The 11,105-nt window shown below is 60.9% G+C and carries 13 protein-coding genes and 1 pseudogene; 3 read left to right on the top strand and 11 right to left on the bottom strand.

From position 1 onward, the window contains the following. Window positions 1–246: 246 nt before the first annotated feature. Window positions 247–933 carry a GntR family transcriptional regulator gene (locus X744_RS159450; RefSeq protein ID WP_023758681.1) on the bottom strand — a complete coding sequence of 229 codons (687 nt, stop codon included), beginning with the start codon at window positions 931–933 and terminating at the stop codon, window positions 247–249. A gap of 204 nt (window positions 934–1,137) precedes the next feature. On the opposite strand from X744_RS159450, the gene X744_RS159455 reads away from it, so the two are divergent. Beyond that, entirely contained in the window at window positions 1,138–2,115 is a 978-nt protein-coding gene (locus tag X744_RS159455) for a GlxA family transcriptional regulator (protein ID WP_023758680.1), read from the top strand. 224 nt (window positions 2,116–2,339) lie between these two features. Here the strand turns inward: X744_RS159455 and X744_RS159460 are convergent, their stop codons facing one another. Next, entirely contained in the window at window positions 2,340–4,634 is a 2,295-nt protein-coding gene (locus X744_RS159460) for a relaxase/mobilization nuclease domain-containing protein (protein WP_031260001.1), read from the bottom strand. Then, window positions 4,631–4,981, bottom strand: a complete 351-nt coding sequence (locus X744_RS159465) for a hypothetical protein (protein WP_156938515.1) — start codon at window positions 4,979–4,981, stop codon at window positions 4,631–4,633. Before X744_RS159465 ends, X744_RS159460 begins: the two co-directional genes overlap by 4 nt. 560 nt (window positions 4,982–5,541) lie before the next feature. Between X744_RS159465 and X744_RS159470 the strand changes: the two genes are divergently transcribed. After that, window positions 5,542–6,222 carry a ParA family protein gene (locus tag X744_RS159470; protein ID WP_023758677.1) on the top strand — a complete coding sequence of 227 codons (681 nt, stop codon included), beginning with the start codon at window positions 5,542–5,544 and terminating at the stop codon, window positions 6,220–6,222. Next, complete coding sequence (locus tag X744_RS159475; RefSeq protein WP_023758676.1) at window positions 6,219–6,626, top strand: hypothetical protein; 408 nt, start codon at window positions 6,219–6,221, stop codon at window positions 6,624–6,626. The genes X744_RS159470 and X744_RS159475 overlap by 4 nt, the downstream gene beginning before the upstream one ends. Before the next feature lie 117 nt (window positions 6,627–6,743). Here the strand turns inward: X744_RS159475 and X744_RS159480 are convergent, their stop codons facing one another. From X744_RS159480 to X744_RS159505, 8 genes and pseudogenes are all read right to left on the bottom strand, one after another. Beyond that, window positions 6,744–7,085, bottom strand: coding sequence for a hypothetical protein (locus tag X744_RS159480; protein ID WP_023758675.1), 342 nt, complete (start codon window positions 7,083–7,085; stop codon window positions 6,744–6,746). 57 nt (window positions 7,086–7,142) lie between these two features. After that, entirely contained in the window at window positions 7,143–7,466 is a 324-nt protein-coding gene (locus tag X744_RS159485) for a DUF736 family protein (RefSeq protein WP_023758674.1), read from the bottom strand. A 708-nt stretch (window positions 7,467–8,174) separates the two neighbouring features. Next, a complete protein-coding gene (locus X744_RS159490; protein ID WP_031259999.1) occupies window positions 8,175–8,708 on the bottom strand; it encodes a hypothetical protein in 534 nt (177 codons plus the stop codon). After that, window positions 8,699–8,950 carry a hypothetical protein gene (locus X744_RS0136540; protein ID WP_023758672.1) on the bottom strand — a complete coding sequence of 84 codons (252 nt, stop codon included), beginning with the start codon at window positions 8,948–8,950 and terminating at the stop codon, window positions 8,699–8,701. Before X744_RS0136540 ends, X744_RS159490 begins: the two co-directional genes overlap by 10 nt. Beyond that, window positions 8,951–9,196 (bottom strand): DUF1778 domain-containing protein, encoded by a 246-nt coding sequence (locus X744_RS159495; RefSeq protein ID WP_245266574.1) that lies wholly within the window; start codon window positions 9,194–9,196, stop codon window positions 8,951–8,953. A 193-nt stretch (window positions 9,197–9,389) separates the two neighbouring features. Continuing rightward, window positions 9,390–9,781: pseudogene (locus X744_RS1000000175040) on the bottom strand (hypothetical protein). Then, the gene (locus tag X744_RS159500; protein ID WP_023758670.1) at window positions 9,771–10,031 is read right to left on the bottom strand and encodes a type II toxin-antitoxin system prevent-host-death family antitoxin; all 261 of its coding nucleotides are present in this window, start codon (window positions 10,029–10,031) and stop codon (window positions 9,771–9,773) included. Before X744_RS159500 ends, X744_RS1000000175040 begins: the two are co-directional and overlap by 11 nt. A 62-nt stretch (window positions 10,032–10,093) precedes the next feature. Continuing rightward, on the bottom strand, window positions 10,094–11,035 hold the full coding sequence (locus X744_RS159505; RefSeq protein WP_031259995.1) for a DUF2493 domain-containing protein: 942 nt from the start codon (window positions 11,033–11,035) through the stop codon (window positions 10,094–10,096). Window positions 11,036–11,105 lie beyond the last annotated feature (70 nt).

Here is an 11,105-nt window from a genome sequence, read left to right as displayed (position 1 = left end):
ACACACTACCTGCTCGCAAGGACGATCCGGGACCGGTCAATTGGGTTCGGCTGAGTTTGCCGACGACTATCCGATTGCCGGCAAACTGCCTCAAGACCAGAAGCAGCGAGAGCGAGCATTCCTCTCGCGCAGTGCGTTTCGAGCCCGCTCTGTCACGTGATTTGAGCAAATGGGATGATCCCAACCCGGAGGTAATCCGGAAAGTTGGGTCTTCGAATTTCACCGGGATCGATTACAGCGATGCGGTCAAGGATCGCCAACGAGGGCATCGGCCTTCAATCCTTGGGGCGCGATAAACATCTCCATGTTTTCGCGCGACAGTTCCCAATGCTCGAACACGAGGTCGACAACGGCATCCTCTTTGTGAGCGCCGATAGCAGAGATGAAGCCGTCGTGGTGTTCGACTGCTAACTGAAGCCGCTTGCGCATGTCAGCGTTGCGCGGCCGAAAGAATGTGTGACCGATACGGGCGTGGTCTATCAGCAGCCTTCCGAGACTCGGCTGAAGGTAGGCATTGCCGGACATCTCGCCGATGATCTCGTGAAATCTGTTGTTCTCAAGCACCATGGAAAGCGCGTCGCTGGACACACTTGCTTTGCGGAAACGCTCCTGTGTGTCCTTCAGATCCGAAAGCTGTGAGGGCTTGAAATTCTGGACGGCCAATCGGCCGATGGCAGCGTAGATCATGGGCGCGACCAAGAAGAAATGCCGAAGTGTCGAATGGTTCATCGGGACAACCCGGGCTCCCCTGTTCGCACGGATTTCGATGTATCCTTCGCCCTCCAATCTGCGGAAGATTTCCCTGACTGGGGTCCGCGAGAGACCGTAGCGCTCGCTGAGCGCCACCTCATCCAGATCCTCATCAGGATCAAGTTCCATCGTCAGGATGCGACGCTTCAGATCGTCGTAGAGACTGCCCTTGCTGCCCTTCATCGCGCACCTTCGGAATGATTCTGATAGTCAATGACATTTAGTCTGGGAGGAAGAATCGCATGCGTTGGTGAGCGAGTCAACGGATTGTATTTTCTTGGTACACAATATACAGCGGTCATCAAATCACACCCGTCGGGGGGACACTGACGGATCCGACCCACACTGCTAATCGAACAACGCACAAGGACAGCCTAGGTAAAAGGAATGGCCAAGAGGTTTGCTTTTCTCCTGGTTCGCGACTTCACCTTGTCACCGCTGTCGCTCTTCATCGACACGTTGCGCCTGGCGGGCGATGAGGGCGACCGGAGCCGCAGGGTCGAATTCGACTGGCAGATCATTGGCGAACGCGGCCTGCCAATCAGGGCCAGCTGCGGCGTCGAATTGCTTCCGACGAAGGAGATCGGCAATCCGGAGGACTTTGACAACGTCGTCGTGGTCGGTGGCCTGCTTGACACCAATCGAGCCCTCAGTTCAGAGAAAGAGGCATTCCTTTTGCGAGCCGCTGAGAAGGGGGTGCCTCTTACCGCGCTTTGCACGGGAAGTTTCGCGCTTGCCCGTTACGGGTTGCTGGATGGCTATAGCGCCGCCGTCAGCTGGTTCCACATCAAGGATTTTCGGGCTGAGTTCCCCGATGTGAACGCACATGCCGATAGTCTGTTTTCCGTCGACCGTGGCCGCTCCACTTGTGCCGGCGGCACGGGTGCGGCTGACCTTGCCGGCTATTTCGTGTCGCAATTCATCGGTCGGAAAGCGGCGGAAAAAGCCGCCAAGATCCTTGTCCTTGATCGTATTCGAAACACCAGGGACGTGCAGCCCGTCGGGGATCTGTTTCCCGAAGCGTCGAGCCGCGCGGTAAAGCGGGCTCTTCTGTTGATGGAAAGCAATATCCAGGAGAAAGTCTCGATCACCGAGATCGCAGGCCGGTTGAATTGTTCCAGGCGCCAGCTGGAGCGTCTTTTCGGGACTGAATTGGGCGTCAGCCCGATGGCGGCGTATCTCGCGCTACGGGTGCATTATGCGAAGTCCCTGCTGGAGGACAGCGACTTGCAGATAGGGGAAATCGCATACCGATGCGGTTTCGAAAATGCCGGGCATTTCAGCCGGGTATTCCGTCAGCAGACCGGTATGACGCCTACCAATCTTAGGCATCCGACCCGCTCGGCCAGCAATCCCACAGAATGATCATCAAGCGCTGGGAAAGAAATGTGCACCTCGGGTGCGAAGTTTGCTAAATCACCGTTGTCTGCTTGTGTGAAAACGCGACCCCAGCCGTCGTAGGACATGTCTATTTTCAGGCAATCGCAAAAATTGAACTCTGCGACGGAGTCGGGAGCATTGCTGCCATCCAGCCTGATCATTCTGTGACGAATGCGTCCACCGCGCGAGGACGCTAGGTCGGCCCTTGGTCAACGCTCGTAATCGTTCTCGTTTGAGCGCTGTGTCTTGCGGTCCTGCTCTTCTGCTTGATGAGCCTTCTGCTTGTTGGCGTCCTTCTGCTTGGCTCTCACCTTCTCCTGCTCGGTGCCTGTGCGCGGCTGCTCCGGCTGGCGGGGATCGTCCGGAGCTGGAAGGTCTCGCCCTCGTGCCTCACGCTCGGGGATCGGCTCGCCACCGCCACCACGACGCTGCTGCTGCCGCTCGAATTGCAGCCGCGCGAGGCGGTCGTGCATCTTGTCGTTGACCTCTTCNTGCAGCCGCGCGAGACGATCATGCATCTTGTTGTTGACCTCTTCACGGTATTGTTCGAACTGTCCTTGATGCGCCGGCGGCAGCGTCTCGCGCATGTTGTCGAGAGCCTGATTGACGCGGGCCATCTGACGCCGCATTTCCAAGGGGGTTTGCGCCATGTCCAAATCTCCTATCAGTGCATTCAATTCTCTCATGCCGGGATGGGACAGAAAAGACTTCTGGCCCTGCTTGTCGTCTGCTGCGCGATCCGTAGTTGGGTTTGAGTGCCCTCCCCCTGCCCGATCGCGACGGAACTCAAGAAAATCGTTGCCGATCGACTCTGCTGCCGAGAGAGCCTGACCGACTATGCCCGCGGTCCGCATCGTCGTCACAGTCTTTTGCCATGCGGCAGCGATTGCATCGCCGTTGACGACAAGGGATTGCCCATCGATACGGCGTTGCCGCTTGGCTTCCACTCGCTCGATCGTCCTGGCGCTGACCTGGTAGCGCGGATCGCTCTGGGCGCGGCTATAAGCTCCAGCATGCTCCTTCGTGAATGGTCGTGTCATCGCATGATCCATGCGCCGCGTCGCCACCATCGCAATGCCGTTCTCGCGCGCTTTTTCCGCAAAAGTCTCGCGCCAAGCTGCGAGATCAGGTTTGTAGAATTTCAGGCGCTCGCCATCGGCTGACCGTGCCTGCACCATTGCATGAATATGGACGTGCTTGGTGTCGTTGTGATGCGCCATGACGAATTTGTATCCTGGCGCTCGCTCCTCGAGCACGGCGCGCGCTGCAGCCATGACGGCGTTGGCATCGGTGCCGGCTCTTGCCGAGAAAAGCAGGTGATAGGCATTGCGGCGCTCACGCCCCGAAAACTGCGGGCGCCATTGTTCATAGACTGAAGCCGCAGCCTTCGTGGAGTTCTTCACCCCAGGCACGGGCTCGCCATTTGCGTGACGGAGGTGACTGTGGGTGCGGATGAACTTCTGCAGGAAATATTTTGCTTTGGGTTCACGGCTCACAGCCGCCGTTACCTCTGCCCTGGCGGCCACCCCCGCCTCGCCCATGGTTTCAGACAACCGCGCCTCGATCTTGTCGAGCGCCTTGCTGCGCGAATTCTCCCGACCACCGGCCAGGACCTTGGCGAGCGGTCCAGCCCGCTCATCGGTGTGCGCGTAAACCTCCACCGTCTGTCCGTCCTGCGCATAGATGAACGGTTTTGCACCGAAGGCCTTGTTCAGCGCCTCGCTCACGGCGGCACCGGTGACCTCGCTGGCGAGCTCGAAACGAACCTCCAGAAAATTGGTATTTTCCAGGGGCGGTTCGAACGTCTCGCAAAACGTCTCCAGGAACGCCTTTCGTGCGCCGCCTGTCGCAAGCATCTGACCATCCTCGTCGAAAATCTCGATGTCGTGTTTCTCGCCTTTTTCGTCCTCGCGCTTGCCGATGTAATTGAGCAGCCGCGCGGCGGCTTCCCTGGTCGACGGAGGATTGGGCATGACTTTAAACACGGCAGGCTGCGCACCCGCCGCATAGCCTGCCCGTGCCGCCACGGCCCGCGCCTGATAGCCCGCCCGCGCTGCTCGCCCTGTACCGCTCGGACGAACAGCATCACGGCCACGGCCTCCGCCGCCGCGCCGCTTCCAGTCTTCCTCCTCCTCTTCCGGCCGGAAACCGGCGAGCGTGGCGCCATAGACCATGATCGGCGCGCTAGTGGCGTTTGGCGAGCTCGCAGCAGCAGTGGACTTCGGTGCACCGCTGGAGACGGAGCTTCCCGCCGTCCCCAACCCTCCCCGCGAAGAACGAGGGGCGCTCCTGCCGCCACTTACTGTCGAGCCGGCTTGTCCTTGCCCGAGGCGTCCGCCGCCACCGGTCAGCTCATAACTCTTCATCGCCTGAAATTCGCTGGCCGCGCGTCCGGCGCCCATCACTGACTTGTAGTCGTCCAGATCCTCACGCTTCACGCCGGGTGGCTCGCCCCGCAGATAGCGTTCGATTTCGGCCGCGTAGCCAGCAAGACGACCGCTCATGGCCTGGCTTCCCTCGCCTTGCGAGACTCGACTGTCATCGTTTTCAGTTCATCGCGAAACTGCCGCACGAGGTCGCCCACGGCGATCAGCGCCTGCTCAAGATCCTCATCATGGGTAACACGGCCGTCGTTCATGGCGCGCACGGCCTGATTGAAATTGATGCCGACGCGCCGCAGCTGATCGGTCATGTCCACGATCGCCGGCCGCAACTCCTCTGCCGCGATAGGCAGATGCCCGGCCTCTGCCCGCACCAGATGCCGGACGACCTCGCTGACGGTCACGCCGTCCCGCTCCGCAATGGCTTTGAGGCTTGCCAGCTCGTCAGCCGAAAACCGGATGTGCGTCACCTCGCCATAGCGTCGTGACGCGCTCTTGACCGCCGCTTTCTGGGCGTCTGCATCCATCTCTCAAGCCCGCTTGCGGGCGCTAAGGCCCACCAGGGCTGCGCCGCCTATTTTGTGTGTATCACAAAATAGGCTATCCTGCCAATAAGGACAAAGTAGACGAGGGATGAAAATTACGGGCGCACGTTTTCTCACCGGCGCAGTTGTCAGCGGCAGCAGCGCGGGCGAAATGTTCCAATCGTGATTTGAGGCGATGTGTCTGTGATGCGTTGACGAGTTGTTTCCATGTTGACATGGAAACATCGGCTCCTAATGCGCAGCCGGAAAAGCTTAGTCGGAAACGCGCAGTTGGATTAGCCCGCCGGACCCTTCTTCGCTGAAGATAGCAGCTGCGCAAAACCGCACCTTAAGCGAACCCTTATCGATGCGCGCCTGGGTTGCCAAACCAGCCTTCCCCGTCGACAATGTCACCATGTTTCGACCGTGACATTGTTCCATGTGTCCATGATGACTTGTTCCCATGTTAACATGGAAACAAGGAGACAACGCCGGAAGGAGGCCCCATGATCATCTCCGCTGCGATCCCAAAGGGCGGCACTGGCAAATCGACGGTGCTGCGCACCCTCGCATCCGTCGCGCTGCATCGGGGCTATTCGGTCACTCTTATCGATGGCGACCGGCGGCAGAACATGAACCGCTGGTTCGAGATGCTGGGCGAAGCTGGCAATCGTCCTGACAAACTTACGATGGTGAGCGCGATGACGCCGCAGGAAATCCTTCGCGCAGCAACCACTCACAACGGAGAACGCTCGGTCGTCTTGATCGATACGGAAGGCACCACAAATGACAACCTCATGGCCGGGCTCTTCGCCGCCGATATTGTCGTCGTGCCGGTCTATTTTGCCCTCGACGATGTGACCGCCGCCATCCAGATCACCGACCACTACATCGCGCTGGCGGTCGAGAGCCGGGGTAGACCGCTGCCTGCGATATTCGTGCTGACCAAGCAGACCATCATCGATGGCAGGGCGCGAGCCCTGACAGAACTGCGCGCCATCATCCAGGCCAACGGGACACCGATTGCGGAACACGTCCTGCACAATCGCGTTGCCTACCGCGACCTTCAGACCGGGCAGACCCTTTACAGCCCCGAGGTGCCCGACGCGAAGGCGATTGCCGAGAGCGAAGGGGTCTTCGACGACCTTCTGCAAACCTTCATCGAAGCCACAAGGAACGCGGCATGAGTGAAGAAACCGCACCGAAACCTGGTGACGACAAGAAAGCCCGCATGATGAAGGCGATCTCCACGCAGCCGCCAGCGCTGCCCAGCATGTTCATCCCACAGAAGGCCAAGCCATCAGGGATCAAGGAGCAAGCTACGCCCCAGATGCAGGAACCGACAAAGCCATCCCCGGCAGTCGGGCCTGATTTCCGAAAGCTGCTGCGGCAAGGTCAGAAAAAGGACCCCATCGCCGGAAAGAAGATACGCGAGGAGGAGATGATCCGCTGCGGTTACTACCTGACGGCTGCGGAGCAGCGGCAGTTCAAGTTGCTGGCGATCAGCAACGGGCACAGCATGACCGAACTGCTGCGAAAGGCTGTCCAGGATTATATCCGCATTCATAAGCACAAACTGCCAAAGCAATAATCGGCGGTTTGGACTCTCCATCAACATGCCTTGACAGGTGATGTTCGTGGCTCTTTGCGACGGCAAAAAAAGGGCCCGCGACGGAGTACTCCGTCGCGGGCCCTGAGATGTGTTTGCCTACTTGGGTTGGTTGAGGTGTTTCAGCAGTTCACCGAAGATGCCGTCCCGCTCCGGACGGCCGCTTGCTGCCGCTTTGTCGTCGACCAGCTTTGCGGCCAGTTTGGGCGACAGCGCCATGAAGTCGTAGCCGTGTGAGATGGCTGCATGGCGAATATCCTCAAGTGCTTCGAACGCGCGATCGTGGGTGCCGAGCCAGAGCGCGGGCTCGTCGGTTTCTTCGTGCAGGAACGATTGCAGGGAGTAGGTCCGAAGCGGTGGGTCGTAACCGATGACAGCGTCTGGATCCGAGCGGACTTTTCCGGTGACGGTGACAGTGACAGTGATGGTGTAGCGGCTCATAGCAACTTCCTTTTGCCGGTGGGGAGCCGGCCCCTTGCGGGGCCGGCCACCGATGCCTCACTGGGGGTTGTTCCAGAGGATGACCTTCTTGTTTTCCTCGCCGCCCGGGGCGGGTGCGAGGTTGCCGAAGATGACGCCGATCTCAGGAGCTTCCAGCTTGACTGAGAGGTATTCCTCGCCCGAACGCTGGGAGATGCGGTGCCAGCCGGCTCCGATCTCGAAGCCCGTGCGCTTGTTGACGATTCGGTAGTCGGGCGCGTCCTCGCGCGACTTGTTGGGGTTCGGGATCAGGGTGATCGGGGCGTTGACCCGCAGCGTGGCAAAGACGCCTTCCATCGAGCCGTCGGACTTGGTGGTGAGGTTTGCGATCGTGGTGGCCATGGTGGTTCTCCTTCGGTTGCATCGGGACCATTCCCGATGGCGCCAAAGGAGAGGACCGTCCTGCTGCGGTCATCTCGGCGAAAATTCTGGAAAATTCTATTTGCCGAAAAATAGCGGGCAGGCCCTTCGCCTGCCCGCAGACAAAAAACAGAAATCGAATTTTCCTGAATATTCGTCGAGTGTACCCCCAACGGGGTTGACCGCACAAAGCAGGCGGTCGTCTACAAAGGCGACATGAAACGGGAATGGCCCCGGATGCAGCAGATGGACAAGAACTCAGGCCGCCATCGCTAGACCGCCGACGTAACGCTGCCGGATCGCAGGAACACGCTGCAGCCTCTCGAGTCATGTCGTCGGCACCGCCAACACATCGAATAGCAGCCTGGCGCGTGAACCGCCCTGCGTGTTCGGATATGGCGGCACAGCGGTTTTGAGATCGGAGCCGCAGCGAACTTCACGCCCCTGGGAGACGATACCGCGCAGTCAGGTTGGATGACCTGGCAAGCCAGGATGTTGTTCGGCACGCTTGCACCCGCTTCAGAGGCGAGACGGGTTAAGATGATCATCCGCACAACGCCCCGCGGCTCTGCGCGTGGACCGGTTTCGAAAGGCGCCGGCTCCGTCCGCTCATACAAGTGGATTAGGCGGCGAGGAGCCGGAACAACATATCGGATCGGACCCGTCGGGCTGTCGGCAGGACCGCATTCATCATCCTGGCAACGTTAGACGCTCCTCCGGCAGCATGCGGGCTTCGGCTTGGCGGCGAATGTCCGAACCGGCATGGCGGAGCATGGCGCACCAGTCCTCCACATTGTACGTCGTCGCCATCCGGCCCCTGGCCAGATCGTAAATGACGCACGGCTTGTTCGCGATGGCGAGCCGAAGCATGTTGACGGCCGTCTCGGGTGATGCGCCGTCCCAGACCATCATCCCAAAGTCGGCGCGCCGCGCCATCTCCCGGTCTTTGGTGGCGTGGAACCAATATCCATGAGTGCCTTCAGGTGACGGGACATGGTAGGCGGCCCAGTCGCCCAGATTGTTGCGGGGTTCCTTGCCAGCATGGAAGACCCCGACATGTTCGTAGCCATAGCCAGCGAGCAAGCCCTGCGCGTCGGCATCGGCTCCGGGCGCGTCGCCAATCAGCACGCCGTGCTCGGCAGCAACGATTGCGCCGATGCGAGTGATGGCAGGTTCCGGCAGCTCGAATATCTCGCGTGATCCGCCTATGAATATCATCGACATCGTGACTCCCTTCTCTCCAGCGTCCCCCGCCCCGCGCCGGCCGCCCTCTCCCTCTGGCCCGGCGCGAGGCCGTAGTAGCCGACGACTGTTCCCTCGTCGTGAATGACCAGGACGCGGATAAACCCGCGGGCCTGGTTCCTTTGCGCGAAGTCGGCCAGCCAAGCGTTGAGCGCCGGCTTGCCGCAATCGAAGCTGTCGACGCGGCGCGCGTCGTCGAGGAGTTCGATGCTTGAAAGCGCCACCTAGCGGTCCCAGGGCGGGGACCGACGCAGCCGCTCGGCCGCCTTCGGCGGGGACGGAGCGGCCGGGGCTGTGATCGCCTGCATGAAGGCGTCATAGGCTTGCGGGGGCACGCGGATGACGGTTTCGTTGAGGATGGCGGCCCGCGCCTCGTGGAGTGCTGCGCGCTGCATGAACTCCGCGCGCGACAGGCCGAGCAGCTCAGCACCGCGGTCGATGATGGTGAGATCATCGCTACGAAACCGCATCGACACGGATATCTTCCTATTTGCGGCGGCGGCCATGCTGCGTTCCTGTGCTGGAATTGAATACGTCGGCGCAAAGCAGCATGACACCGGATTTGCGCGACGAACATTCCTGTTCCTGCGACCGGCGTACAGGCATGCGGAAACGGCGGACTGATCCGATCCGACGCAAGCCCCCTGCCGCAAAAAGAGAACGTCAATCCAGACGGCTGACGCGGCGGCCCTCGCTGCGCGCTTCGATAAAGGCGGCTGCGATCTTCATCAGACCGAGGGGCTTACCGTCGGATTAGATGTACCAGTTCGGCAATATCGTACTTGTATTCGTCAACCACGATCCAACAGCGCTTGAGATCGGTCAGACCGGCGCGGCGGCACTCGATAGCAGAGACTTCCAAGCCGACTCGATCGGCGGGCGGTGGCTAGGTGGTTATCGCCAGGAGCGCGAGATGGGTCAGGCCGTCTCTTGCGCTGCGGACAGCAATGACCACGCAGGTCGGCCGGCTTTTGCGGCCTTCCGTTTCGCCGCGCTCGTGTTGCCATGCCCAAAGATACGGGTATCACCTGACCGGGCAGAAATCTACCGCTCATCATCGTATCCTTCGCCGCGCGCTAGCCGGTCGATCTCGGCGGCGAAGACTTCCGTGTGTTCCTCCGGCATCTCGGAGACACGGTATGCGCGGCGGGGATCGCCGCCGATGCGCATCCGTTCGTAGTGCTCGTAACTCATCAGCACGAACCGGGGTTTCCGGTGCTTGGTAAGAATAACGGGTTCGCGGCTGGCAACGTCGGTGACGTCGCCAACCTGCTTGTTGAGATCCCCCGTCGTGAACTGACGCATGGCTGGACTCCTTTTCGATCTCTATATTATCCAGATTTTCTGGATTTGGAAGAAAAGGGCGCTCACGCGCCGCCCTCCGCGAACCGCCAGACGGGAATGCCGAGCCGACGGGCCTTGTCGGCGAGGTTGTCGGTGATGCCGGAGCCGGGAAAGACGATCAGGCCATAGGGCACCACCGAGAGAAGCTGGTCGTTGCGGCGGAACGGAGCCGCCTTGGCGTGCCGGTTCCAGTCCGGCTTGAAGGCGATCTGGGTGACCTTACGGTTCTCGGCCCAGCAGGCGGCGATACGTTCGGCGCCGCGCGGGCTGCCGCCGTGGAGCAGGACCATGTCGGGATGCTTCTCGCGGGCCTTGTCGAGCGCCTCCCAGATCCGGTCGTGATCGTTGCAGTCGAGGCCGCCGGCGAAGGCGATCTTGGTGCCGGCAGGCACCAGCACCTCGGTTTCGGCATGGCGGCGGGCGGCGAGGAAGTCTCTCGAGTCGATCACCGACGCGGTCATCGCCTGGTGGGAGACCTTGGAGCCGGTGCGCGGCCGCCATGCCGATCCTGTTTGTGCCTCGTAGAGGTCGGCGGCCTCATCGCGCATGATTTCCAGCACGTTGCGGCGCTCGATATAGGTGATGCCTTCCGCGGTCAGCCGTTCCAGCTCGACGGACTTCACCTCCGAGCCGTCCTGCTCCTGCTGGCTCAAGCGCTGGGCCTCCTCATTGCGGTCGAGGCTGCGGGCGACGCGCTCGGCGGCGCGGTGGAAGACGTTTGCGAAGGACCAGAGCAGGTCGTCAAGATCGGGTTCGAGCCTGGTATCGCCGAGCATGCCCGCAAAGGTCTCGACGATCCCGGCGAGGCCGGCCCGGATCACCTCGTCGTCGGGAAGGGGCCGAGGGTCGGGATCGTCCTGATGCGGGCGATAGCCGTACATCTGCAGTTCGAGGATGACGCGGTCGGTCGGCGAGGACACGTGGAAGGGCTCGTAGGCGTCGTCGAAAGGAAGCTCGTAGGTCATGGCGTGTCTCCGTCGGTTGTGGCCGCGCCTATCGCGGCCTGACAGCGCATAGATCGGAAGAGCACACGTC

It is taken from the genome of Mesorhizobium sp. LNHC252B00 (assembly GCF_000502955.1).
Taxonomy (GTDB): Bacteria; Pseudomonadota; Alphaproteobacteria; order Rhizobiales; family Rhizobiaceae; genus Mesorhizobium.
This window is presented reverse-complemented; position numbering and strand designations above follow the sequence as displayed.

Coding starts and splice junctions, on each gene's coding strand:
- X744_RS159450 (WP_023758681.1), bottom strand. CDS start 933: ATGAAGGGCAGCAAGGGCAGTCTCTACGACGATCTGAAGCGTCGCATC.
- X744_RS159455 (WP_023758680.1), top strand. CDS start 1,138: ATGGCCAAGAGGTTTGCTTTTCTCCTGGTTCGCGACTTCACCTTGTCA.
- X744_RS159470 (WP_023758677.1), top strand. CDS start 5,542: ATGATCATCTCCGCTGCGATCCCAAAGGGCGGCACTGGCAAATCGACG.
- X744_RS159475 (WP_023758676.1), top strand. CDS start 6,219: ATGAGTGAAGAAACCGCACCGAAACCTGGTGACGACAAGAAAGCCCGC.
- X744_RS159480 (WP_023758675.1), bottom strand. CDS start 7,085: ATGAGCCGCTACACCATCACTGTCACTGTCACCGTCACCGGAAAAGTC.
- X744_RS159485 (WP_023758674.1), bottom strand. CDS start 7,466: ATGGCCACCACGATCGCAAACCTCACCACCAAGTCCGACGGCTCGATG.
- X744_RS159490 (WP_031259999.1), bottom strand. CDS start 8,708: ATGTCGATGATATTCATAGGCGGATCACGCGAGATATTCGAGCTGCCG.
- X744_RS159495 (WP_245266574.1), bottom strand. CDS start 9,196: ATGCGGTTTCGTAGCGATGATCTCACCATCATCGACCGCGGTGCTGAG.
- X744_RS159500 (WP_023758670.1), bottom strand. CDS start 10,031: ATGCGTCAGTTCACGACGGGGGATCTCAACAAGCAGGTTGGCGACGTC.
- X744_RS159505 (WP_031259995.1), bottom strand. CDS start 11,035: ATGACCTACGAGCTTCCTTTCGACGACGCCTACGAGCCCTTCCACGTG.